Origin of the sequence: Cyanobium sp. Lug-B, assembly GCF_024345635.1 — a bacterium.
Taxonomy (GTDB): Bacteria; Cyanobacteriota; Cyanobacteriia; order PCC-6307; family Cyanobiaceae; genus Cyanobium; species Cyanobium minutissimum.
In genome coordinates this window covers 1-23,331 of sequence record NZ_JAGQBM010000055.1, presented here as the reverse complement: position 1 = coordinate 23,331, position 23,331 = coordinate 1, and the positions used below count along the sequence as shown (strand labels likewise).

Genomic DNA, 23,331 nt, shown 5'->3' with positions numbered 1-23,331 from the left:
GGGCCAGCACCGCCAGGCGCCGGCCGCGCAGGTCCGGCGGGGCCGCCGCCCGCCCAGGCCGCCAGGTGGGATCGAGCACCGCCAGGCCCCGGGCCAGCAGGTCCAGGTCCCGGGCGATCAGCCCCGGGGTGCCGTTGACGAAACCCAGCGGCAACAGGCCGGCGCTGGAGAAGCGCCCCTGGGTGGGTCGCAGCGTCACGGCGCCGTTGTAGACGGCCGGCAGGCGCAGGGAGCCGCAGTTGTCGCTGCCCAGGGCCAGGGGCACGAACCCCGCCGCCACCGCCACGGCGGAACCGGAGGAGGAGCCCCCCGGGCTGAGCCAGGGGTCGTAGGCGTTGCCCACCCGGCCCGCCGCCCCCGACAGCCCGCGGATGCCGAAGGCGAACTCGTCCATGGTGGTGGTGCCGACCACGATCGCCCCGGCGGCCCGCAGCCTGGCCACCGCCTCGGCATCGGCCGCCGGCTGGTTACCCAGCAGCGCCAGCGACCCGGCCGTCATCGGCTGGTCGGCGGTGGCGAAATTGTCCTTCACCGCCAGCGGCAGGCAGTCGAGGGGGCCGGCGGGGGCGCCCGCCGCCCGGGCGCGGTCGAGGGCGGCGGCCTGTTCGAGGGCGTAGGGATTGAGCTGCTGGAAGGCGTTGAGGGGCGGCCCGGAGCCGGTGGCCAGGTTGCGGCCCAGGATCTCCCGCTGCACGGCGGCGATCCGGGCCACGCAAGGCGGCTCGGCCTCCCGCCCCACCGCCGGAGCCTCCGCCCATGCAGGGGAGAGCAGCGCCGTCAGGGCGATGGCACACCCGATACCACCCGCATTGATCCCCCTGGGCAAGAGCCTGCCGCCCCCAGCGCCTGCCCAGCATCGCAACGGCCCGTCCGCCCCGTCCAGGGCGGCCCAGGGTGGCCACCTGAGCCAATAATGGGGCTCCGCGATCGAACTGAGCGGACCGAAGACCCCAACCCCGCGGTGGCCGACTTGAACGAGATGGGGCTGGCCATGGCGACGGTGGCGGGCGGCGGCGCCAGCGCCGGACCGACGGCCGGAACGACGGCCGGTGGCATCCCCGAACTGGTGAGCCTGTCGATCGTGCTGCTGCTGCTGGCGACGGCGGTGGCCCTGATCGCCCAGCGGCTGCGGCTGCCCTACGTGACCGGCCTGGTGCTGGCGGGCCTGCCGTTCACCGAGGTGTTCTCGCGACGGATCGGGCTCGATCCCTCGCTGGTGCTCAATCTCTTCCTGCCGATCCTGATCTTCGAGGCGGCGATCAACACCGACATCAGCCGGCTGCGCAGCACCTTCAAGCCGATCGCGCTGCTGGCGGGGCCGGGCTCCCTGGTCGCCTCGGGGGTGATCGCGCTGCTGGTGCATCTGGTACTGGGGCTCCCCTGGATCCCTGCCCTGCTGGTGGGGGTGATCCTGGCCAACACCGACACGGTGTCGATGATCGCGGTCTTCAAGGAGATCCGGGTGCCCGCGCGGCTGACGACGATCGTGGAGGGCGAGACCCTGTTCAACGATGCGGCCGCCCTGGTCAGCTTCAACCTGCTGCTGCTGATCCATGCCTCGGGCTCGATCACGGTGGCGCAGGGGCTGCGGGAGATGGTGGTGGTGGCGGTGGGTGGGGTGCTGGTGGGTGGCGTCCTGGGCTACCTGTGCCTGCCGGTGTTCCTGCGCCTCCACGACCCCCTCAGCTCGCTGCTGCTCACGGTGCCCCTGGCCCTGGGGACGTTTCAGTTCGGCCAGTTTCTGGGGGTCTCCGGTGCGGTGGCGGTGGTGATCGCCGGGCTCGTCTTCGGCAACCAGGGCCTGCCACGCAGCGACACGGCCACCGACCGGCTCACCGTGCTGAATTTCTGGGAGTACGCCGGATTCATCGTCAACACCTTCCTGTTCCTGCTGATCGGCCTCGAGATCAACCCCCTGACCCTGTGGACGTCGCTGCCGGCGATCGCCCTGGTGGTGCTGGCCTACCAGCTGGCGCGGGTGCTCACGGTGTACGGGCTGCTGGCGCTGCTGCGCCGCTTCGATCGACCGATCCCCCTGCGCTGGCAGCACGTGCTGGTGCTGGGCAACATCAAAGGCTCGCTCTCGATGGCGATGGCGGTGGCGATTCCCCTGTCGCTGGCCGGCCGGAGCGGCATCATCGAGCTGGTGTTCGGCGCGGTGCTGTTCTCCCTGGTGATCCAGGCGCTGGCGCTGCCCTGGCTGATCGGACGCCTGAACATCGCCCAGGTGTCGCCGGTCGGCGCTGAAATCGGCAGGCTGCAGATCCAGCTGATCGCCTCCAAGGCGGCCCAGGAGGAACTCGACCGGCTGCTGAAGTCCGGGGTGCTGCCGAAGACCGCCTACGAGGAACTGTGGGCCTCCTACCAGGCGCGGGTGGCGGCGTCCGAACGGGTGCTGCGGGAGGCCTACAGCGAGGGGCGCTCCGGCCCTGATCAGCCCGGGGCCCGACCGCTGGAGGCGATCCGGAGACGCCTGCTTCTGGCCGAGAAGGGGGCCCTGATGGAGGCGCTCCGCAAACGCATCGTGCCGGACGATCTCGTGCAGCCCTTCGTCAGAGATTTGGATGAGAAACTTCTAGCGCTGGACGACGACTAGCGCTGAGGCCGAGATAGTCGATCAGCGGGTGCACGAACTCCGGCCTGGTGACCACCAGGATCGTGGATCCGGCCTGGAGCACGGTGTTGCCGTTGGGGATCTCGACGCTGGCCTCGGGATTGAGCTGGTAGCCGATGATCAGGGAGCCGCTCGGGAAACGGGGATCCTGGGCGATCGCGGCGACGCTGCGGCCGGCCACGGAACAATCGGCGGGGACCGGCAGCTTGAGCACCTTCACCTGGCCCTGCTCGAAGTGCATCATCGATTCCACATCGGGATATTCGATCGCATTCGCCATCGTCGCCACCGCCAGATCGATGGTGCTGATGATGTGGCTGGCTCCCGCCAGGCGGTAGGCCTGGAGGAACTCGCGATCGCGCATGCGCGCCACGATGTGGGAACTGCCGTAGCTGCGCGACAGGGTGATCAGGGCCAGGTTGAGGGCATCGTCCCGCAGGGCGGCCACCACCGCATCCGCCTTGCGGATGCCGGCTTCGATCAGCACGGTGGAGCTGACGGCGCTGCCCTCGAAGGCCATCACGCCGATCTTCTCGCGGGCGAAGCTGCAGGCCAGCGGATCGATGTCGATGATCGCGATGGTGTGGCCGAGCTGAAGGAGCTGGCGGGCCAGGCCCAGCCCCATCATTCCCGCCCCGCCGATCAGCACGTACATGGGCGTGATGGTACCAACGGCGCCGGGGACTCCGGACTCAGGAGACTCCCGCCCGCATCAGCCGCTGCAGCTGGCCGCTCTCCAGTTCCAGCACCCGGCGGGCGAAGTCGGGATCGCGCTCGAGCACCGCGTCGAAGGAATCCACCGGCACGGCAAGCAGGCGGGTGCCATCAGCCTCGGCCACGATCGTGCTCTCCGAGGCACTGTGGGTGAGCACCTGGAGTTCGTCGAGCACCCGGCCGGGCTGGAGGTCCTCCACCCAGGTGCGTTCGCCGTCCCGGTGCAGGACCCGGGCCCGGCCCTCGATCAGCAACAGCAGTTCCCGGCAGGTGTCGCCCGCCTCGGTGATCAGCTCGCCCTTGGCGAAGGAGCGCACATCGGCCTGGGAGGCCAGGGCATCGAGGGTGTCGGCGTCGCTGCGGCGGAAGAAGTCGCTGGTGGCCAGGAACACCCGCTTCTCCAGCTCCGGAAACCCCCGCAGCTCAGGGGGGCCGCTGAGGCCCTCGACGGTGCGGGCGGTCTGGCGCAGCAGTGCCGGGGCGCCGGGACCGCCCCGCTCGGCGGCCATGGCCCGGGCCCGCTCGGCGTCAAGGCAGGCCGTCAGGAACAGGGCGGCGGAGGCGAGGGTGGGGCTGGCATCGGCGGCCAGGCTGGCCAGGAAGCCAAGGGTCTCCCCGACGGGCACCTCCAGGGAACAGGAGGGGGCCTCGCCACCGGGGTGGGACAGGGTGCCTGCGACGGACGCCGGCAGGCGGCGCTCCCAGCCCTCCCGGCGCAGCAGTTCCGGCAGCTCCAGGGGGGCGATGGCCTGGAGGCGCCGCACCAGGGCCGGCACCGCCGGATCCTCCTGGAGGGTGGCCAGGCCGTCGAGGATCGCCCGCAGGGTCAGCTCCTTGCGCAGCTGCAGCCGGTCGTCGAGCAGGGCCAGCACGGCGGACTGGTGGCGCAGGGCACTCTGGTGCAGGGCCCGGTAGCCGTCGGTGAGGGCGGGCAGCCGCTCCAGCAGCCGCTCCACCTTGTGGGTCGCCGCCGCGGCGGGGGAGAGGTCGTCGAGCACCTGCTCCTCCTCGCGCGAGGAGATGCCGTATTCGCGCCGAAGGGCCTGCAGGGCGGCGCCGTCGGGGCCGGCTGCCGTCGGGCCGGTGACGCCGCCGAGGCGCTGCACCAGCATCAGCCGCTCCAGCGACTTGCGGTAGCCGCTGAGGCGGATCTGGTCCTCCAGGCTGCGGCGGCTGTCGGGATCCAGCAGGCCGGGATCCTCCACGCCGAGTTCGTCGAGCACCTGGCGGTGCTCGCCGTCGCTGATGCCGAGGGAGAGGCGCATCTGCTTGAGCACCTCCAGGCTGCTGGCGGCGTTGACGAAGCCCTCCTCCAGGGCTTCGCGCACCACGCCCTTGTAGGCCTCGAGCCGCTTCTGGCCGGTGAAGCCCGGCAGCACCTTGGCCAGCACGTACACCTCCTCGGTGCCAAGGTCGGCCAGGGAGCGGCCGTCGAGGTAGCGGCCCACATCGAGGTCCATGCGGGTGAGCTGCTTGCGGAAGCGCTCGGCCAGGTTCTCGCGGCCGTAGAGGTCGGGGGAGCGGTTCCAGGCGCGGTAGAGCCACAGGGTGCTGACTGCCACCAGGGTCACGTCGAACAGGTACTGGAGCCAGGCCGGCGCCAGCAGCAGCAGCGGCCGGCCAGCGAACAGGAAGAAGAAGTTGAACACCAGGAAGGTGGCCACCACGAACACCCGGTGGCGGATCCGGTCCCGGTCGGGCTCGGCGCCGCGACGCCGCACCCGGGTCCGCAGGGCCGATTCGATCGCCCGGCCGGCGAGGGTGCCGAGCCAGGTGCACAGCCCCAGAAACAGGGGCACCGCCACCAGCTTGGGCACATCGATCGGCTGGCCGAAGAGATAGAAGCCTGGCCGCAGCAGCTGGGCCAGCTGGTCCTCCTGGCGCAGCCAGACGCCGGAGAAGTAGTAGTCCCAGTTGCCGGCGTAGACGTAGTAATAGACGAAGTAGCCGAACACCAGGCCCACGTAGCCGTAGCGCTCGAAGGCGAAGGCGGGGCTGGGCAGCCGGGCCCAGTAGAGGCGCTCGGCGTCGATGTCGATGCAGGGCTGCTGGCAGGCCACGCAGGCGCTCTGCTCGCTGCCGTCGGGCTGGACGGTGCGGCACATCGACTGGGTGATCGGCGTGCTGGCCATGTGGGCCCGGCTGCCCAGCAGGCCGGTGGGGGTGGAGAAGACGCTCTGCACCGGTGCCATCGGGCAGAAGTACTGGCACCAGCTCTTGCCGCCGTAGAGCCAGCCGACGGCGATGGCACAGGCGATGGTGAAGGCCAGCCAGGCGAACAGCACCAGGCGGTCGGCGTTGAAGAAGAGGATGCGGCCGCAGAGGCCCACGAACAGCCAGCCGAACTGCAGCCGGGAGTAGTGCTTGCCCAGCCAGGAATCGGCCGGCACCTTGGCCAGCTGCAGACGCTTCTCACCGGTCTTGGGGTTCACCCGGGCGATCTGGCGCTGCAGCCCCAGGGCGCGGGGGATCTGGGAGAGGAAGGAGAGCGGGCAGATGCGCCGCCACAGCTCATGGCCGAACACCAGCAGGATGAAGATGCCCGAGGGCACCACCAGGCCCCAGAACAGGGTGGTGCCCAGGGGGTAGGGGGTCTCGCTCAGACAGCTGCCCTGCACCGTCACGCAGGCCTCCGGCAGCCGCAGGGGGCTCCAGGGGTGGTCGGGCGCGGTGAACCGGGGCGTGAACGGGTCGTAGAGCAGCGAGAGGATGATCAGGATCCAGCCGGTGGTGAGCGCCCAGCGCACCAGATGCATCCGCCGTTCCGTCACTGCTGACTCGCGCCGCCGCGCCGAAGTGGGGCTGACCATAGCGATGGCCTCCGAAAGCTGACGGGGTGGCGGTGCCGGAGGCGACGGGGCCGCCAGAATCGCTGCCATGACGTTCTTCTCCCGCCACTGGAGCACCTACCGCCGGGTGCTGGAGCACGACCTGATGGAGCACGGGGCCCTCACCGCCGCCGTCACGCGAACCATCGACGGCTGGCTGGCGCAGCGCGGGCCCGCGGAGCCGCCCCCCCACGCGGTGGACCTGGGCTGCGGCGACCTGTCCCTGCTGCCGCCGCTGCTGCGGCGCCTGCCGCTGGCCTCGTTCACGGCCCTGGACCTGAACGGGGCGGTGCTGCCCCTGGCCGCCGAGGCCCTCGGGGCGGTGCCCTACCCCAGCCGCTTCCTGGAGGGGGATCTGCTGGCCTGGGCCGAGGCGGAGCCGGAGGGGCCGCCGGTGGATCTGATCTTCAGCAGCTTCGCCGTGCACCACCTGCAGGAGCCGGACAAGGGCCGCTTCCTGCGGGGCTGCCGGCGTCACATCGCCCCGGGGGGCCTGCTGCTCTGGGCCGATGTGTTCCGCGCGCCGGGAGAGGACCGTGACACCTACGTGGGCCGCTACTGCGCCCGCGTGCACGGCTGGAGCCCGCTGGAGCCGGAGCGGCAGGAGGAGGTGATCGAACACCTGAGCCAGTGGGACCATCCAGCCGACCCGGAGGCGATCGTGCGGGAGGCGGAGGCGGCGGGCTGGCGGTGGCAGTGGGCCTGGCAGGGCCAGCACCGGGCCGAGGCACTGGCGGTGCTCAGGCCGCTCTGACGATTCGCAGCGAAGCGGTGCGGAATGCCCTGACGACTGCCGGGGGGGTGAGTAGGTTGAATGGAGAAGAACTCGCCCGAGGGCGATCAAGGGGGCGCAACGTCTTTTTTTCATCGTTTCGTCCTTCCCCCGGTCCGTTCCTCGTTCCGCGTTTCATCCTGGACGCACCTGCTGGCGCTGTCGTGCCTGGCGGTGCCGTTGACGGCCAGCGCCAAACTCCAGGCTCAGCGGCCCCTGCGGGTGGTGGTGAGCGATGCCTTCCCGCCGATCAGCTTCGTGGATCCCCAGGGCAGGATCCAGGGCCTGGCAAGGGATCGCTGGGATCTTTGGCAGCGTCGCACAGGAATCCCTGTGGAGTTGCAGGCGATGGACTGGCTGGAGGCCCAGAAGGCTGTCCAGGCCGGCCGCGCCGATGTCATCGCCGCCATGGCCCGCACCAGGGACCGGGAGAAGATCTACGCCTTCACCCAACCCTATCTGGAGGTGGATGTTCGCCTCTATTACGACCGCAGGCTGAGCGGAATCGTTGATCTCGATACCAGCAAGGCCTTCAAGGTGGGGGTCCGCGCCGGCGATGTGTGCATCGAAAAACTCAAGGCGGCCGGCAACCGCACCTTCCGCATCTACCCGGATTACAGCGCCCTCATCGAGGCGTCCAGCTCCGGAAGCCTGCCGGTGTTCTGCATGAATGAGCTGCCGGCCAACTACATCCTGGCCAGGGAGGGACTGAGCGAGGAGTTCCTGCAATCGCCGCCGATCTACACCTCGGCCATGTACGAGGCCGTGCGCAAGGACCACACCGCCCTGCGGGACACCGTGATCGCAGGCTTCAATCGGATCAGTGCGGCCGAGGAAGCCGCCATGGAACGCAAGTGGCTGGGCGATGGCGTCCACCCCCGCTTCAGCTGGCTGGCCCGCCATGGACTCCAGGTGCTCGGGGCCACGGCGGCGGCCGCGGGGCTGATCGCGCTGTGGAGCGCCAGCCTGAAGCTGGAAGTGCGCCGCCGCACCCGCGACCTGGCCGAGGCCCGCGATGTGCTCACCAGCACGATCGAGGCCATCCCCGACCCCCTGATCGAAATCTCCGCCGATGGGCAGATCCTGGACGTCCACAGCTCGCGCCACAACCTGCTGACACGACCCGCCGAGGAACAGGTGAACCACTCCCTGAGCGAGGTGCTGCCGGAATCCGCCGCCGCCGTCGTGAAGGAGGCCCTGGCGGAGGCCGGCAGCAGGGGATTCAGCCATGGGAAGGAGATTCAATTGCCCCTGCCCAGCGGACCGGCATGGTTCGAGCTGTCGGTGTCGCAACGCAGTCTTCCCTCCCAGGGCCAGCCGCGTTTCCTGGTGCTCAGCCGTGACATCACGGCCCGCAAGCAGGATGCCCGCCGGATCGAGCGACTGAATCGGCTCTACACCGCCCTGAGCCGGTCGAACCAGGCGATGGCCCGCCTCGAGGACGGCACGGCGCTGCTGCAGGAGATCTGCGAGATCGCCGTGACCTACGGCGAGATGAAGATGGCCTGGGCGGGGCTGCTCAATCCCGTGGGCCGGGAGTTGCGGGCGGTGGCCTGGGCCGGCACCGGCACCGAGTACCTGGACGACCTTCACATCAGCATCGATCCCGACGTCCCGCACGGGCAAGGCCCCCTGGGTCGCGCCATGCGGGAGAACCGGCCCCAGTGGTGCCAGGACTTTCTCAACGATGCCAGCCTGGCCCCCTGGCATGACCGCGCCCGCCTCTACGGCTGGGGATCGGCCGCCGCCCTGCCTCTGCACCGCGAGGGTGTCGTGGTCGGTGGACTGGCGATCTACCACCCCGATTGCAACGCCTTCGATGAGCAGAGCCAGCAACTCCTGGTGGAGATGGTGCGGGACATCGACCTGACCCTCAGCCGGCTGAACGCCCTGGCGATGCGCCGCCGACTTGAGCAGGAGATGGCGGCCAGTGAAGCGAAGTACCGGGAACTCACGGAGTCGGTCCACGACGTGATCTGGACCCTCGATCCGGTGACCATGCGTTACCTGTATGTGAGCCCCTCCGTGAAGCGGATGCGGGGCTACACGCCGGACGAGGTGATCGCCCGGCCGTTCGCCGACTCCCTGCAGCCTGGGAGCGGGCAGCGCATGGAGGAGCAGATCCGCTCTGAGCTGGAGGAATTCAGACAGGGTCTCCGGAGCAGCGAGATCGTGTCGGTGGATGAGGTGGAGCAGCCCTGCAAGGACGGGTCCAGCGTGTGGACGGAGGTGGTGACCAAGCTGATCCGCAATATCAGTACAGGGCGTATCGAGATGCATGGCGTCTCCCGCGACATCACCGAGCGCCGGTTTGCGAACGAACAGATCAAGCGGCTGGCGTACTCCGACCAGCTGACCGGCCTGGCCAACCGGGTGATGCTGCGGGACCGCTTCCGCCATGCCCTGATGCTGGCCCAGAAGCAGGGAGGTCGTCTGGCGCTGCTCAACCTCAACCTGGATCACTTCCAGACCGTCAACGACAGCCTTGGCCATGCCGTCGGCGACCAGTTGCTGGTGGAGGTGGCGCGGCGCCTGGAGGGGGAACTGCGCCCCGGGGACACCCTCTCGCGCTCCGGAGGGGATGAATTCCTGCTGCTGCTGCCGGACACCGACGCCGATGGCGCCCTGGCACTGGTGCGACGCCTGCTGAAGACGGTGGCGTCACCCTGTCGGGTCCATGGCGAGACCCTCTTCACGACGGCGTCCATCGGCATCGCCCTCTACCCGGAGGACGGCAGCACGATGGCCACCTTGATGAGCCATGCCGATGCGGCCATGCATCAGGTGAAGGAGGGCAGCCGCAACGGTTTCCAGTTCTTCACCCCCAGCGTGCAGGAGCGGATCTCCCGTCACCTGCGCCTTTCCAACGCCTTGCACAAGGCCCTGAAAGGCAACGAGTTCAAGCTGCTCTACCAGCCCCAGATGGAGCTGGTCACCAACCGGATCATCGGTGCCGAGGCTCTGCTGCGCTGGGATTCGGCGGAACTGGGTTCGGTGTCTCCGGGGGAATTCATTGCCGTCGCCGAGGCCAACGGCCTGGTCATTCCCATCGGCGACTGGGTGCTTCGCCAGGCCCTGCGGGATGCCGGCACGTGGGTCCGGCCCGCAGGACAGGATGGGGCGCCGCCGCTGACGGTGTCGGTGAACATCTCGGCGGTTCAGTTCCGTAACAGCGATCTGGCCGGTCGGATTCTCACCATCCTGGCCGAAGAACAGCTGCCCCCTGCGCGGCTGGAACTGGAGCTCACCGAGTCGGTGACACTGGATGACCCCGAAAAAGCCCTGCTGTTGATGGATCGCCTGTACCACGAAGGAATCCAGATCGCCATCGACGACTTCGGCACCGGCTACTCATCGCTGAGCTATCTCAAGCGGATCCGCGCCCATAAGCTCAAGATCGACCAGTCGTTCGTGCGTGGGCTTGCCACCGACCGCGACGACCACGCCATCGTGCTGACGATCATCAACCTAGCCCGCACCCTGGGCCTGCGCACGATCGCCGAAGGGGTGGAGACCCCCGAGCAGATGGAGCTGCTGCGCCGGGCCGGCTGCGACGAAATCCAGGGCTACTGGATCGGCAAGCCCATGTCCAGCGAGGCTTTCAGGCAGCTGCCCCTGTGAGGTTAGGAGTGTGTTCTGACCCCGTGCCGTGCAGACGGGACCTAAGCATCAATGGCTATCCATTTCATGCGCGACATCCTGCCGGACTTGATCGACACCTGGGATCGCGAACAGCCGAACAGCTGGCTCACCAGCCGGATCACTTCCTCGTTGGCCTTGCCATCGGTGGGAAGGGATCGGACGTCTGCGCGATAAGTTCCGTCCGCCAACAGCGTCAGCTGGCTGGTCCGGGCTCCCGGCTTCACCTTCACGTGAATCAACCGCATGGATCCTTGGCGCCCGCTCAGGGCCCGTTGGACCGCATGGTCTCCAAGGCCGCCTGACACTTCGCCGGAGACTCATAAATGAAGACCTCACCGTGGGGCATGGCGTCGCACTTGTGGTACTGGGATGGGAGCCCGAAGGCGTAACCGGCCGCGGTGAATTCGCAACGGGTGAACGTCGCGACCTGCTGCGGCGAGATGCGATGGCAGGTGGTGGTTGTCGGCTTGAGGGCGTCGAAGCCGTAGCCCCCCTGCACGGGAAACGCCCCGGCCGATACGGCATTGCTCGCCCACAGCAACAGGGCCGCCAACAGGGGTCGCAGGGTGGTGGCCATCGCGCCAGAGCCGGGGGGACGTAGCCCGACGCTAGATGCGTTGCCGGGTCCGCTCAATCGGCGGCCACGGCGTTGCCCAGCCGCGCCCGGATGTCCCGGAGCCGGGCGATGTTGTTCACCAGCGCCGGAGCACTGTCGAGGCCCTGCAGATAATCGAACACGTAGGCGAGCACGGCATAGATGGCGCCGGCGCTGAAGGACGCTGACCGGGTGAAGTCGATCAGGAGCACCACCAGCGCCACGATCGTGGCGAGTTCCGTCACGGTCCAGGTCCAGGACTCGCTGTCGGAAAGCTGCACATGCCAGCGCCGCACCCGGCCGAAGTGGCGCCGCAGGCGCAGCGGCCGCGCCGCCTCGATGTCCTCGATCTCGCGCTCGATCTGGTCGTTGAGGCCGCGGTGCAGGCGCAGGGCGCGCCGCCAGTACCAGCCGTTGACGAGCCCCGTCGGCAGCAGCACCGCCATGGCGATGAATCCGGCCTGGAGGTCGTAGGTGAACAGCATCACCAGCGAGCCGAGCACGGTCACCACCTGGGAGAACATCGCCGGCACGTCGGCCTCGAAGAAGCCGACCATGTCGCGCATCATCTCGACTCGCGCCGACACGATGCTCGTGCCGTGGCCGAGGCGCTTCTGCTCGGCCACGGTGAGCACGGCGAGGCGGGCATAGAGGCCCATGAAGACCCGGGTATCAAAGCGCTGCCGCACGAAGGCCGTGACCAGATGCACCAGCCACACGGCGATCAGGGCCGAAAGGCCCCGGTAGCTGCCTTTCAGCAGCCCGTCCACCGCCCAGCCGGTCAGCGCCGGATAGGCGAGCATGCACAGGTTTTCCAGCAGCGTCAGGCTGTAGGTGCCGGCGATCGACAGCCGCTCAGCGCGGGAGAGGGTGGATAGGAGGGTCTGCGGCATCACCCGGCCGTGGTGTCTCCAGCCTGGCAGCGATCACTCCACGACGAAGGCCGGCCTGACCTGGGCCAGACAACGGCGGTCGGGCGCCTGCTGGGGGTTGGCCAGAAAGTCGACGGCGATCTGTGTCACGCAGGTTGCTGCGGCCATCCCCGGCGGCGCAAACAGCGCCCCATGGCCGACACCGGGGAAGGTGACCACGTAGGCGGTGGTCTGGTTCCTGGCCACGGCTTCGCCGTAGGGGGCTGGCGTGACCGGGTCGTCGCTGCCATTCAGCACCAGGGTGGGGATCTGCGGATTGGCAGCAACGAACGGAGGTTTCTGCTCCACCTGGAGCACGTCGCAGGCATTGTTCACCGCTTCGGCTTCGCGCAGACCCAGGGGGAGCAGCTGCGGGTAGGGCGGCGGCAGCACCTGGGCGGGCTGGAGCCGCACCGATCGACCCCGGGCACAGACGACCGTGTGATACATCTCCCTGGCCCCCTTCGGTTCGAGGTCCGACAGGGATTCGGCGATCCAGCCGAAGTTGCCCTGGCTGGCGGCCTCAATGAACCGGGGCAGGGAACTGCCGCGGGCGGATTCACCGGAATAGGGCCGGGCGAGATACGGCACGACGCCCGTGATGAACGCGTTGCCGTCGAGCTGGGTGGTGAAGGTCTGCTTGCTGGAGGGAATGGTGAGGGTCAGGGGCACGGGCTTCCGGTTCAGCCGATCAACGATCCCCAGAAACGTCGTCTCCAGATTCGGGTAGGCCGCGTTGCACCGATGGTCCTGCGCGCAGGCGCGGAACACGTTCCTCAGGGCATAGCTGAACGTATGACTGGAGGCCAGATTGAAATCAAGATCCGGCCGCACCACGCCATCGAGGATCACGCTGCGGAGTTTCGGCCGGTGCCTGTCGGCCTGGGCAATCACGTACTGGCCCAGCAATGTGCCATAGGACACGCCGTAGTAGTTGAAGACCGGGTAGCCCAGCGTCTCGGCGACGGCGTAGATATCGGCGGCATTCTCGCGGGTGTTGAAGGCGCTGGGGTTGATCCCCTGGGCCTTCAGGCGTTCGTTACAGACCCTGATCCAGCCAGCATCGGTGTAGCTCTGCTTCCCCTGCGCCACGGCGATGTTATGGGCGTTGAGCTCAGGGCAGAACAGGAACGGTCTGGCGAACCTGGTGCCCCGCTCTTCCACGAAGATCAGATCACGGCCCTGCAGTAAAGCCGGGAGTTCGGGGTACTTCGGCAGGGCTCCATTGGCAATGTCGCCGATGGTGGAATCCCCAGGGCCGCCCTGCTCCACGAACAGGGGATCGGCCGCCGGGGTTTGGCCCGTGCTGCGGGTGCGGACCACACCGAGCTGGATGGTGCGTCCCTTGGGCTTGGCATGCTGCTCGGGGACGGTGACGTAGCCGCAATCCGACTGGGCGGCGATGGCGGCAGGCACCTCGAAGGTCTTGCAGTCGACGGATGTCCATGCCGGGCCGAACCTGGCAGAAACCGGAGCTGCATGGAAAGGGGCGGAACCGCCCGCAGCGACGGCAGCCATGGCGAGGAAAGCGAATCGGAAGAAATGAGACGACACCTGCTCCCCATGAAGACATCGACTGGAAGGCAGTTTCCAAAACTCGTTCTTCATTCGATACTGAACACTCAGTGGATGTTAGCAAGCGGCATCACGAATCTTCCGGGCGCGCGCCTCTCCCTGTTTGGCCGGATAGCGAACCGCATGGCGGATCAGCCATTGCAGATCTCGTGAAGCACCCGCTTGCAGCCAACGCTCACAGGTGACGTAGACGAGATTCGGATGGTCTTTGGCGATGTCCCCCAGGTGGTTGGCCACGCTGCGGCGCACATATAGGGATGGATCGTCTTTGAGGGATTCAAGGATCGGCAATGTGGGCGTGGGATCGGCGACAAACGAGGCGAGGCGTTTCCCCCAGGGGAGCCTCGGCCGCGTCCCCTCGCTGCAGAGGCGCCTCACATGCGGGTTCGGGTCGGTGATCCACAGATCCAATCTCTTCAGCGTGCGCTGTTGCTGCTGGATCAGAAAGGAGCGGATGGCGAACTCCGAGGTGAACCGCATGGTGAGGGCATGCAACGCCAGCATCGATGTTTCAAAGGGATCGTGGCCACCGTTGTGTTGGTGATCCTGACCGTACGCAGAAACAAAGAAGCTGTGGGGAAGATAGAAAAAGCCAGCCGTCCCCAAGTCTTCAGTATCCGATTTCTCCGGTGTCAACGACGCCATCAGGGTCTGAACGGCCTCCTCGTAGTTCCCAGGCAGGAAGGCATGAAGCGACTTGGCAATGTGCAGACCCCGTTGCATGAGCGAGAGAGGCTCGAGTCCCGTCCGAGCAGAGTCGCAGAACCGGCCAACAGGAAATCCGGCATCCACGAACCGAAGGTTTTGCGCCAGACACTCAATGGCCTCGTTGCCCAGCAAGTGCTTCAGAGGCGTGCCCTTCTGAATGGATCGCGGCGCAGGTGGGAGAGTGGGGCCTTGAGGCGTCACGGTGGTCCTATCCATGGCCAGGTGAGGCCTGGGGTCTTGTCCGCCACCGTCCTGTTGATGGGTTCAGGCACCAGTTTGTCATCCGTACCCCGCCAGAAATGGACCGGAGGGGTGACTGTGCTCCTGTCGAAGGGTCAGGCTTTGTAGAGCATGGTGGCGTCAACAACAAGACCTCCTGATCAGAGACGCCGATCAATATCCAGTGGATCTGCACAGTGCTGGCCACAAACTGCATGGCACTCAAGCCCAGCCTTTCATCCATGCGTTTGAAGCCAGGATGGAATTGTAAGGCCAGGCGTCGCCCAAGCCCATCAACGCTGCCTTGGCAAGTCGCAGACCAGTTGGCTCGAACGTTCCGTAGCCGGCATCAGCGATCCAGGACAGATTCGCAAGACGAGCAGAGCCCAGTCAGGGGGCAGTGGTCATGGCCCGAGACCCCCTCTCTGCCAGCCAGTCACCACGAATTGCTGGGCGTCCATGCCATCAGCCCGTGCCCGCAGGTCGTCGGCCCATGGCTGAGAACAATATCCACTTGCTCGGATGTCGACACCTCTAGTCAAGACGCAAGATCAGAAGCAGGCGATCGCTACCGGTGGCTGAGGAAGTCCACAACTCCCGGCTTGTGGACCTGGAGGTCAGCTGCAGCGAAATTGCCCTCAGCGGAGCTTCTTCGCCTCAACGTGACGAGCGAATCTGTCCAAGATGGCTTGCCAACCCTGCCGTTGCAGCTCAGCCGAGTTGACTGACTCGGCTTCGAAGGTCTCACGAACGGTTACCATCTGTTCACTCTCAGCGAACTCCACGACGACGAGCCGCTCGTCTTCCAAAGCGAATTCGATGCATTTGCAGAGGTCTACTCGGGTGAAAGTGCCTTCGAAATCAAAGCCCATACTGCCGTCCTTGGCCTCCATTCGGTAACAGAACGTGCCACCGGGGCTCAGCTCGATCTCTGCATTCGGGCAATGCCAGTCGTCGGAAGCCGCATTCCACTGCTGAATGTCAGCAGGTGATGTCCACGCTTGCCACACGTCGTTGATGGGAGCAGCAACATTGACCTCAATCGTGATTCGCATGGTTCTCCATGGTGGTTGGGCGCATCTAACGCTGCCTCTGAGTGGCAGGAAAATCGTATCTGATATCAGAAGCAAACCAGTGGTGGCCCTTCCGCTCGAGGGGCCTGCCCGAAGTGTCGCTTCTCAACAGACAACGTTCGCAGGGCTTGACATCATCACCAAAACCCATGGGGATTAGTCATAGAGATATCGTCGGACGCAACGAAATCTACAGCATCCAATTGAGGCATTTGCCTATTCCGGTTTAGGAACTCCAAGATCCTTGCAGATTTTGCGAGCCAGAACCTCCTTGATCTCAGAATGGCGCGGGATTGCGCGCCGACGATTCTGGGTTGGGTTCCACCACCATCAATGATGGCCACCTTCCCTCAAGAGCTCGCAACCACGCTCGTTGAGATAGCGCAGCAGAACCCATCGTTTCACAGGGGGAGTGCATGCTCCTCATGCCCCGGGCCCGCAGCCTCCAAGGCCTCAAGGCGATTGACTTCATGAGCGTCACGAAGCACCTGCCGTAGGGATGCCCACAGCTCCTCCCTGGTGTGCTCCTGGGGATTGACGCCGTGCACCTCCTCCACCCAGCCCAGCCACCAAGGTCCATCCAGACGGATCACCGCTGTGCAGGCAGGGGCCATCGTCTTTCGTCATCCAAGCGTGATCATCCAATGCCAAGCCTTCTGCCAGATGCGCGGTCCTGAGTAGGACAGAGTCTGGCGATGGGGTTTTTGCTCCAATCAACAACATCCAGCATGGGAGCAGAGCCCGGAAAATGGTTAGAAGAACAAGTGCTCTCTGCTCTCTCTCCGATCCTTCGAACTTTAATTGGATGGTTTCCGATAACCACACGTTGTAGCCCCATGACTACGGGAACCACCCGGCGGACTTGAACCGAAGTTCCGCCAAAAACAGTGCGGTGCAGGAGTTAGCCGCTTTCGGTCCAGCAACGACAACCATGGTTCACGGGTCCGATACCCCTTTGTTTTTCTCGATACTCCCTCTCAGTCCAGAGCCCTGGCCGTCTCTCAGGCAAGAGCCAACGCAAGGCAAAGCATGCCCCCTGATCTCCCCCCTCAGCTGTGCTCCCTCAAAAACCCGATCGTGCCTTCCAGTTCCTCGGCGAAGCGGTCGATCTCCTCGGGGGTGGTGGTGAAGCCCAGGCTGGCGCGGGCGGAACTGGCCAGGCCGTAATGGCGGTGCAGGGGCTGGGTGCAGTGGTGGCCGCTGCGGATGCAGATGCCGGCCGAATCCAGCAGGGCGGCGATGTCGTTGGCATGCAGGCCGTCGACGCTGAACGCCGCTAACGCGGCCCGGTCGGGTTGCTGATCAGGCGTGGGCCCCAGGATCCGCACGCCGTCGATGGCCTGCAGCCGCTCGAACAGGCGCCGGGTGAGCTGCTGCTCCCAGGCGTGGATGCGCTCCATGCCCAGGTTCTGCAGGTAATCGAGGGCGGCGCCCATGCCGATCGCCTCACCGATCGCCGGCGTGCCGGCTTCGAACTTGTGGGGCAGATCGGCCCAGGTGCTGTGGTCCAGGTACACGTCATGGATCATCTCGCCGCCCCCCAGGAACGGGGGCATCGCCTCCAGCAGCGCCTCGTGGGCCCAGAGGAAGCCCATGCCTGTGGGCCCGCAAAGCTTGTGGGAGGAACCCACCAGGAAATCGGCCCCCAGGGCGGCCACGTCCACCGGCTTGTGGGGCAGGCTCTGGCAGGCATCCACCAGCAGCAGGGCGCCGGCTCCGTGGGCCAGCTCTGCCACCGCCTCGATCGGATTGAGGCAGCCCAGGGTGTTGCTGATGTGCACCAGGCTCACCAGCCTGGTGCGATCGCTGATCTTGGCCTTGAGGTCCTCCAGATCCAGCTCGCCGCTCTCGGTGACGCCCGCATGGCGCAGCACGCAACCCGTGCGGGCCGCCAGCAGCTGCCAGGGCACCAGGTTGCTGTGGTGCTCCATCACCGACAGCAGCACCTCATCGCCCTCCCGCAGGTTGGCGTCGCCCCAGGTGCGGGCCACCAGGTTGATCGCCTCGCTGGCGTTGCGGGTGAACACGATCTCCCGCGCGCTGGCGGCACCGATGAAGGCGGCCACCTTGCCCCGGGCTGCCTCGAAATGGTCGGTGGCGCGGGCGCTCAGCTGGTGGGCGCCGCGGTGCACGTTGGCGTTGTCGAGGCTGTAGTACTGCTGCAGCGCCTCCAGCACCTGGCGGGGCTTCTGGCTGGTGGCGGCGTAATCCAGGTAGATCAGCGGTTGCCCCAGGCAGGCCGTCTGGGCCAGCAGGGGGAAATCGGGCCGCGTCTGCACCGCCAGGTCGGCCACCACGGGCGTGGCCGCCAGCGGCGGCGCCGCGATCCTCGGGGAGTTCGTGGAGGTCGGTGTCATCGTCCCTGCTCCCCCAACAGGCTGGCCAGAGGCTGCCACGGCCGGGCGGCGTCGGGGAGTTCCTGCAGCACCTCCTCGCAGAAGCCCCGCAACAGCAGCCGGGCCGCCTGGTCGGCGGCGATGCCGCGGCTCTGCAGGTAGAAGAGCTCGTCCTGCTCCAGCCGGCTCACGGTGGCGCCATGGGCGCAGCGCACGTCGTCGGCGACGATCTCCAGCTCCGGCTTGGTGTCGATCCGGGCCCGGTCCGAGAGCAGCAGGTTGCGGCTCAGCTGGGCGGCATCGGTGCGCTGGGCTGCACGGGGCACCTGCACCGCCCCGTTGAACACGCTGCGGCCCTGTCCGTCGGCCACCGCCTTGTGCAGCTGCTCCAGCCGCCCATCCGGGCCTTCGAACACCATCTGGCTGTGGGTGTCACTGATCTGGCGGCCATCCGCCAGCTGCAGGGCCTTGAGGGCACTGTGGGCCGCCCCCTCCCGCTGCACCAGCCGCGGCTCCAGCCGTCCCAGGGACCAGCCGCCATGGGCGCTGACGCCGCTGAAGCGGCTGCCCGTGGCCTGCTCCACCGCCACGGTGGCCAGCAGACAGCCCGTGTCGGCACCGGGGGCCAGCAGGCCGTGGCGCAGCTCGGCGCCCTCACCCAGCCGGGCCTCCAGCACCACGCTGGTGAGGTTGGCGCCGCCGCTGCGGTGCACCTGCAGCACCTCCACCGAGGCCTGCGGCTCCAGCACCAGCAGCAGCCGCAGGGGCAGGATCCCTTCGCCGTCGCCGGCGTCACTCACCAGCTCCAAGGTGGTGGCGACGGCGCCGCGCACCTGCAGGGCCAGCACGTGGCGCGCCGTGGCGCCGTTGAGCAGCACCGGCCAGAGCTCGGCGCTGCCGGTGGCCGCCAGCACCTGGCCCAGGGACGCCTCAAGTTCCGCGCCGCTGATGGGCTCCAGGCCCGCCGGCAGGCTGATCCCGGCCAGGGGATCGCTGTGGCCATCCAGCACCAGCCGCAGGCTGCCGGCGGGCGTCTCAGGCTGCGCCGCCGGGGCGGGGCTGAGCAGGGTGGGGCTCAGGGCGGTGAGAGGCGCCAGGTCGGTGAAGCGCCAGGCCTCCACGCGCCGCGATGGCAGCGGGGTCTGCGCCAGGGTTTGGGCCGCCCGCGAGCGGCTGGGCGCCAGGACATCGGCGCCAGGGGAGGCGAAACCGGGGACGTTCGCCAGCAGGGCGGCGACCCAGCCACCGGGGGCGGCGTCGGCGGCGGCGGTGGGGGTGGAAAGCGAAGCGGCCACCATCTCAGCCCACCTCCGCCGGTGTGCGCTCCAGGGCCGCCAGTTCGGCGTCGACCCAGTCGTAGCCGCGCTCCTCCAGTTCCAGGGCCAGCTCCTTGCCGCCGGTGCGCAGGATCCGGCCCGCCGCCATCACGTGCACGTAGTCGGGTGTGATCACATCCAGCAGCCGCTGGTAGTGGGTGATCAGCAGGGTGGCGTTGTCGGGGCCGGCCAGGTGGTTCACGCCACCGGCCACGATGCGCAGGGCATCGATGTCGAGGCCGGAGTCGGTCTCGTCCAGCACCGCCACCAGCGGTTCGAGCAGGGCCATCTGCAGGATCTCGTTGCGCTTCTTCTCGCCACCGGAGAAGCCCTCGTTGACGCTGCGCTCCAGGAAGGCGGGATCCATCTGCACCACCTGCAGCCGTTCGCGCACCAGGTCCTCGAAGGCGAAGGTGTCGAGCTCCTCCTCCCCCTTGCCGGCGCGGCGGGCGTTGGTGGCCACCCGCAGGAACTCGAGGTTGCTCACCCCCGGGATCTCCACCGGGTACTGGAAGCCGAGGAACAGGCCGGCGCGGGCCCGCAGCTCGGGTTCGAGACTCAGCAGGTCGTCGCCCATGTAGCGCACACTGCCGCCGGTGACGGTGTAGGCCGGGTGGCCCGCCAGCACCTTGGAGAGGGTGCTCTTGCCGCTGCCGTTGCGGCCCATCACCGCATGAATCTCACCGGCGCGGATCGTCAGGGACACCCCCTTGAGGATCGGCTGGTCCTCCACGCGGGCCGTGAGATCACGGATCTCGAGCAGTACGGGAGCGTCGGGGCGGATCACGGCGGGGGAGAAAAGGGCAGGGAAGGGACAGGGGTAGAAGCATTGGGCCGGCCGGGGTGGCCGTGGGCCGGGATCAGCCGACCGAACCCTCGAGCTTGAGGGCCAGCAGCTTGTCGGCCTCGGCGGCGAACTCCATCGGCAGCTGGTTGAAGACGTCGCGGCAGAAGCCGCTCACCATCATCGACACTGCCTCCTCGAAGGCGATGCCCCGGCTCTGCAGATAGAAGAGCTGGTCGGCCGAGATCCGGCAGGTGCTGGCCTCGTGCTCGATGCGGGCATCCGGCTGCTGGGAGCGGATGTAGGGGTAGGTGTTGGCGGCGGCCTGGTCGCCGATCAGCATCGAGTCGCACTGGCTGTAGTTGCGGGCGCCCACGGCCTTGGGGCCCAGCTGCACCAGGCCCCGGTAGCTGTTGGAGGAGTGGCCGGCGCTGATCCCCTTGCTCACGATCGTGGAGCGGGTGCGGGGGCCCACATGGATCATCTTGGTGCCGGTGTCGGCCTGCTGGCGGTTGTTGGTGAGGGCCACCGAGTAGAACTCGCCCACCGAATCGGCCCCTTGAAGCACGCAGCTGGGGTACTTCCAGGTGATCGCCGACCCGGTTTCCACCTGGGTCCAGCTGATGTGGCTGCGGTCGCCGCGGCACTGGCCCCGCTTGGTAACGAAGTTATAGATGCCGCCCTTGCCGTTCTCATCCCCCGCATACCAGTTCTGGACGGTGGAGTACTTGATCGAGGCGTCATCGAGGGCCACCAGCTCCACCACCGCCGCGTGCAGCTGGTTGGTGTCGAACATCGGCGCCGTGCAGCCCTCCAGGTAGCTCACCGAGGCGCCTTCCTCGGCCACGATCAGGGTGCGCTCGAACTGGCCGGTGTCGCCGGAGTTGATGCGGAAGTAGGTGGAGAGCTCCATCGGGCACTCCACACCCTTCGGGATGAACACGAAGGAGCCGTCACTGAACACCGCCGAGTTGAGGGCGGCGAAGTAGTTGTCGTTGCCGGGCACCACGGTGCCGAGGTATTTCTCGATCAGGTCGGCGTGGTCCTTCACCGCCTCGCTGATCGAGCAGAAGATCACACCGTGCTCCGCCAGCTTCTCCCGGTAGGTGGTGGCGATCGAGACGCTGTCGAACACCGCATCGACCGCCACGTTGGAGAGGCGCTTCTGCTCGCTCAGGGGGATGCCGAGCTTGTCGAAGGTTTCCAGCAGCTTCGGGTCCACCTCATCGAGGCTGGCCTTCTTCTCCTGCTGCTTGGGCGCCGCGTAATAGATGATCTCCTGGTAGTCGATCGGCGGATGGCCCAGGGTCGCCCAGTCCGGCTCCTCCATCTGCAGCCACTGGCGGTACGAGCGCAGGCGGAAGTCGAGCAGGAAGGCCGGCTCGTTCTTCTTGGCGGAGATCAGCCGCACCACATCCTCACTGAGGCCCTTGGCAATCTTCTCGGTTTCGATGTCGGTGACGAAGCCGTACTTGTACGGCTGGCTCACCAGATCGCCGACGGTTGCGCTGCTCGCCATGGGGAAGGGGGCCGGTTCAGCCGGCGGTGAGGGACTGGACGTCTTCGAGGCTGATGGTCTGGAGCTCGCCCCGGAAGGGGTTGTCCTCGGTGAGGAAGAGCATGCAGTGGCACTCCTTGCGCTCCCGCATCGGCACGCAGGGGCAGTTCCAGAACGCCTGGGCCACCTCCGCCTCCTTGTCCTCGTAATGGCGGCACGGGCAGAGGGCACCGCCCAGCTCGTCCTTGTGCCGGGCCAAGCCCTCGAGCACCACCGCGGTGACCCCCGGATCGCTGCAGAAGTAGGTGCCGGTGCGCTGGGCGTAGGTTTCCGCGAAACGGCGGATCACCTCCAGGCTCTCGGCACCGGCTGCGGGGGTCGTCGTGGTGGAGGCGTCGGTCATGGGCAGAGCGTCGGGTTGCGCGCACCGGTGGATCGAATAACGAAACACTTTGGTTTCGTTACTGCGGGAGCCTAGGGCACAGGCGTGGTCCGTTGACGGCATGGAAAGGTCATTGTGACGCCCCGGCGGGCACCACCGCCCGGCCCCCAATCCCCCGGCGTGCGTGGCATGGTGTTTTGGTCAGACGCCCGTCGTTGTGGTCAGACGCCCGTCATGAGCGCCCCCGCCCAGTCCCGCGGCCTTCCGGCCGTTCCCGCCGAGGGAAGCCATCCCACCCGGGAAGCGGCCCTCTCGGTGCTGCTGCGGGAAGGTGAGGCGACGGCGGGCCAGCTGGCGGCCGCCCTCGGGGTGTCGGTCCAGGTGATGCGCCGCCACCTGCGCAGCCTCGAGGACGACGGCCTGGTCGAGGCGAGCGCGCCCCACGAGGGTCCCGGCCGGCCCAGCAACATCTGGCACCTCACCGCCCTGGGCCAGGGCCGCTTCCCCGACGGCAGCGAGACCTTCGCCCTCGGCCTGCTCCACACCCTCACCGAAAGCCTGCCGGCGGACACCCTTGAGCTGGTGCTCCGCCAGCAGGCCGAGGAGAAGGCGGACGACTACCGCCGCCAGATCGGCGGGGGCCCCCTGGCCCAGCGGATCGAGCGCCTGGTGGAGCTGCGTCGCAAGGAGGGCTACGTGGCCGAATGCCGCCGCGACGACGCCCCCGCCACCGACAACGCCGATGGCCCCGCCTGGGTGATCAGCGAATTTCACTGCTCGGTGATGCGTATCGCCGAGCAGTACCCCGTCGTCTGCGACCAGGAACTGCGCCTGATCCGCCACACCTTCCCCGACTGCGCCGTTGAGCGGGTCCACTGGCGGCTCGAGGGGGGCCACAGCTGCGGCTTCCGGATCGCCCCCGTGGCCGCCGACCCCGTGGCCGCGGGCGGCTGAGCCGTGCTCAGCCCTGAGGAGCTGCAGCAGCTGGAGGCCACCCTGCTGCCCACCCTGGAGCGCCACCACCTGCGGCTCCTGGCCCATGGCCTGCGCACCCTCCAGGCCATCGCCGGGCGGCGCACCGGTGAGCTCCCGCCGGACGCGGCCGTGGCGGCCTGGGCCGCCGCCCAGCCGGTGATTGCCGCCGATGCCGGCTTCGAGCAGGCCTTCCTCACCCAGATGGGCCACGTGGCCACCCAGCTGACGGCCATCGCCGCCGCCGCCGGCAAGGCGCCCCTCGACCTCGACCTGCCCGACCTGGTGCACTGGGCCACCGGCGAGGCCGACCGTCGCCTCAGGCCCCCGGCAGCCCCACCAGCCCCGCCACCAGGCTGACCCCGGCCAGGGCGGCGGCGGCGGCCAGTGCC

General features: G+C 67.7%; 19 protein-coding genes. 5 read left to right on the top strand and 14 right to left on the bottom strand.

From position 1 onward, the window contains the following. Positions 1–712 (bottom strand): amidase family protein (locus tag KBY81_RS12790; RefSeq protein ID WP_254976685.1); only part of this gene is annotated, 712 nt, incomplete at its 3' end. A gap of 249 nt (positions 713–961) precedes the next feature. On the opposite strand from KBY81_RS12790, the gene KBY81_RS12785 reads away from it, so the two are divergent. Further along, positions 962–2,596: a sodium:proton antiporter gene (locus tag KBY81_RS12785; protein WP_254973974.1), complete on the top strand. Its 1,635-nt coding sequence runs from the start codon at positions 962–964 to the stop codon at positions 2,594–2,596. Here the strand turns inward: KBY81_RS12785 and KBY81_RS12780 are convergent. Together KBY81_RS12780 and KBY81_RS12775 are read right to left on the bottom strand one after the other, a co-directional pair. Continuing rightward, positions 2,553–3,269: a TrkA family potassium uptake protein gene (locus KBY81_RS12780; RefSeq protein WP_106222779.1), complete on the bottom strand. Its 717-nt coding sequence runs from the start codon at positions 3,267–3,269 to the stop codon at positions 2,553–2,555. The two genes, KBY81_RS12785 and KBY81_RS12780, sit on opposite strands and share 44 nt — an antisense overlap. Positions 3,270–3,306: 37 nt before the next feature. Beyond that, a complete protein-coding gene (locus tag KBY81_RS12775; RefSeq protein ID WP_254976684.1) occupies positions 3,307–6,138 on the bottom strand; it encodes a cyclic nucleotide-binding domain-containing protein in 2,832 nt (943 codons plus the stop codon). Positions 6,139–6,205: 67 nt separating this feature from the next. On the opposite strand from KBY81_RS12775, the gene KBY81_RS12770 reads away from it, so the two are divergent. Further along, positions 6,206–6,910, top strand: coding sequence for a trans-aconitate 2-methyltransferase (locus KBY81_RS12770; protein WP_254976683.1), 705 nt, complete (start codon positions 6,206–6,208; stop codon positions 6,908–6,910). Positions 6,911–7,108: 198 nt separating this feature from the next. Further along, positions 7,109–10,549 carry an EAL domain-containing protein gene (locus tag KBY81_RS12765; protein ID WP_254976682.1) on the top strand — a complete coding sequence of 1,147 codons (3,441 nt, stop codon included), beginning with the start codon at positions 7,109–7,111 and terminating at the stop codon, positions 10,547–10,549. A gap of 41 nt (positions 10,550–10,590) precedes the next feature. On the opposite strand, the gene KBY81_RS12760 is transcribed toward KBY81_RS12765, so the two are convergent. From KBY81_RS12760 to KBY81_RS12710, 11 genes are all read right to left on the bottom strand, one after another. Further along, positions 10,591–10,815, bottom strand: a complete 225-nt coding sequence (locus KBY81_RS12760) for a DUF167 domain-containing protein (RefSeq protein ID WP_254976681.1) — start codon at positions 10,813–10,815, stop codon at positions 10,591–10,593. 17 nt (positions 10,816–10,832) lie between these two features. Continuing rightward, positions 10,833–11,147: a hypothetical protein gene (locus KBY81_RS12755; protein WP_254976680.1), complete on the bottom strand. Its 315-nt coding sequence runs from the start codon at positions 11,145–11,147 to the stop codon at positions 10,833–10,835. 53 nt (positions 11,148–11,200) lie between these two features. Next, positions 11,201–12,058 carry an ABC transporter six-transmembrane domain-containing protein gene (locus KBY81_RS12750; RefSeq protein ID WP_254976679.1) on the bottom strand — a complete coding sequence of 286 codons (858 nt, stop codon included), beginning with the start codon at positions 12,056–12,058 and terminating at the stop codon, positions 11,201–11,203. 33 nt (positions 12,059–12,091) lie between these two features. Continuing rightward, positions 12,092–13,492, bottom strand: a complete 1,401-nt coding sequence (locus tag KBY81_RS12745) for an alpha/beta fold hydrolase (protein WP_254976678.1) — start codon at positions 13,490–13,492, stop codon at positions 12,092–12,094. Between the two features lie 216 nt (positions 13,493–13,708). After that, positions 13,709–14,491 carry a DNA alkylation repair protein gene (locus KBY81_RS12740; RefSeq protein WP_254976677.1) on the bottom strand — a complete coding sequence of 261 codons (783 nt, stop codon included), beginning with the start codon at positions 14,489–14,491 and terminating at the stop codon, positions 13,709–13,711. A gap of 725 nt (positions 14,492–15,216) precedes the next feature. Further along, on the bottom strand, positions 15,217–15,633 hold the full coding sequence (locus KBY81_RS12735; protein ID WP_254976676.1) for an SRPBCC domain-containing protein: 417 nt from the start codon (positions 15,631–15,633) through the stop codon (positions 15,217–15,219). Between the two features lie 1,067 nt (positions 15,634–16,700). After that, the gene (locus KBY81_RS12730; protein WP_106222790.1) at positions 16,701–18,008 is read right to left on the bottom strand and encodes a SufS family cysteine desulfurase; all 1,308 of its coding nucleotides are present in this window, start codon (positions 18,006–18,008) and stop codon (positions 16,701–16,703) included. After that, complete coding sequence (gene sufD / locus KBY81_RS12725) at positions 18,005–19,285, bottom strand: Fe-S cluster assembly protein SufD (protein ID WP_254976675.1); 1,281 nt, start codon at positions 19,283–19,285, stop codon at positions 18,005–18,007. Before sufD ends, KBY81_RS12730 begins: the two co-directional genes overlap by 4 nt. 1 nt (position 19,286) lies before the next feature. Continuing rightward, complete coding sequence (sufC, locus tag KBY81_RS12720) at positions 19,287–20,090, bottom strand: Fe-S cluster assembly ATPase SufC (RefSeq protein WP_254976674.1); 804 nt, start codon at positions 20,088–20,090, stop codon at positions 19,287–19,289. A gap of 73 nt (positions 20,091–20,163) precedes the next feature. Next, a complete protein-coding gene (gene sufB, locus KBY81_RS12715; protein WP_106222793.1) occupies positions 20,164–21,606 on the bottom strand; it encodes a Fe-S cluster assembly protein SufB in 1,443 nt (480 codons plus the stop codon). 16 nt (positions 21,607–21,622) lie between these two features. Further along, positions 21,623–21,988 (bottom strand): ferredoxin-thioredoxin reductase catalytic domain-containing protein, encoded by a 366-nt coding sequence (locus tag KBY81_RS12710; protein WP_106222794.1) that lies wholly within the window; start codon positions 21,986–21,988, stop codon positions 21,623–21,625. Positions 21,989–22,201: 213 nt separating this feature from the next. Between KBY81_RS12710 and sufR the strand changes: the two genes are divergently transcribed. Next, positions 22,202–22,921, top strand: a complete 720-nt coding sequence (gene sufR / locus KBY81_RS12705) for an iron-sulfur cluster biosynthesis transcriptional regulator SufR (protein ID WP_254976673.1) — start codon at positions 22,202–22,204, stop codon at positions 22,919–22,921. Positions 22,922–22,924: 3 nt separating this feature from the next. Continuing rightward, positions 22,925–23,299, top strand: coding sequence for a hypothetical protein (locus KBY81_RS12700; RefSeq protein WP_254973945.1), 375 nt, complete (start codon positions 22,925–22,927; stop codon positions 23,297–23,299). The last annotated feature ends 32 nt before the right edge of the window (positions 23,300–23,331 follow it).

Coding starts and splice junctions, on each gene's coding strand:
- KBY81_RS12780 (WP_106222779.1), bottom strand. CDS start 3,269: ATGTACGTGCTGATCGGCGGGGCGGGAATGATGGGGCTGGGCCTGGCC.
- KBY81_RS12775 (WP_254976684.1), bottom strand. CDS start 6,138: ATGGTCAGCCCCACTTCGGCGCGGCGGCGCGAGTCAGCAGTGACGGAA.
- KBY81_RS12770 (WP_254976683.1), top strand. CDS start 6,206: ATGACGTTCTTCTCCCGCCACTGGAGCACCTACCGCCGGGTGCTGGAG.
- KBY81_RS12760 (WP_254976681.1), bottom strand. CDS start 10,815: ATGCGGTTGATTCACGTGAAGGTGAAGCCGGGAGCCCGGACCAGCCAG.
- KBY81_RS12755 (WP_254976680.1), bottom strand. CDS start 11,147: ATGGCCACCACCCTGCGACCCCTGTTGGCGGCCCTGTTGCTGTGGGCG.
- KBY81_RS12750 (WP_254976679.1), bottom strand. CDS start 12,058: ATGCCGCAGACCCTCCTATCCACCCTCTCCCGCGCTGAGCGGCTGTCG.
- KBY81_RS12735 (WP_254976676.1), bottom strand. CDS start 15,633: ATGCGAATCACGATTGAGGTCAATGTTGCTGCTCCCATCAACGACGTG.
- KBY81_RS12730 (WP_106222790.1), bottom strand. CDS start 18,008: ATGACACCGACCTCCACGAACTCCCCGAGGATCGCGGCGCCGCCGCTG.
- sufD (WP_254976675.1), bottom strand. CDS start 19,285: ATGGTGGCCGCTTCGCTTTCCACCCCCACCGCCGCCGCCGACGCCGCC.
- sufB (WP_106222793.1), bottom strand. CDS start 21,606: ATGGCGAGCAGCGCAACCGTCGGCGATCTGGTGAGCCAGCCGTACAAG.
- KBY81_RS12710 (WP_106222794.1), bottom strand. CDS start 21,988: ATGACCGACGCCTCCACCACGACGACCCCCGCAGCCGGTGCCGAGAGC.
- sufR (WP_254976673.1), top strand. CDS start 22,202: ATGAGCGCCCCCGCCCAGTCCCGCGGCCTTCCGGCCGTTCCCGCCGAG.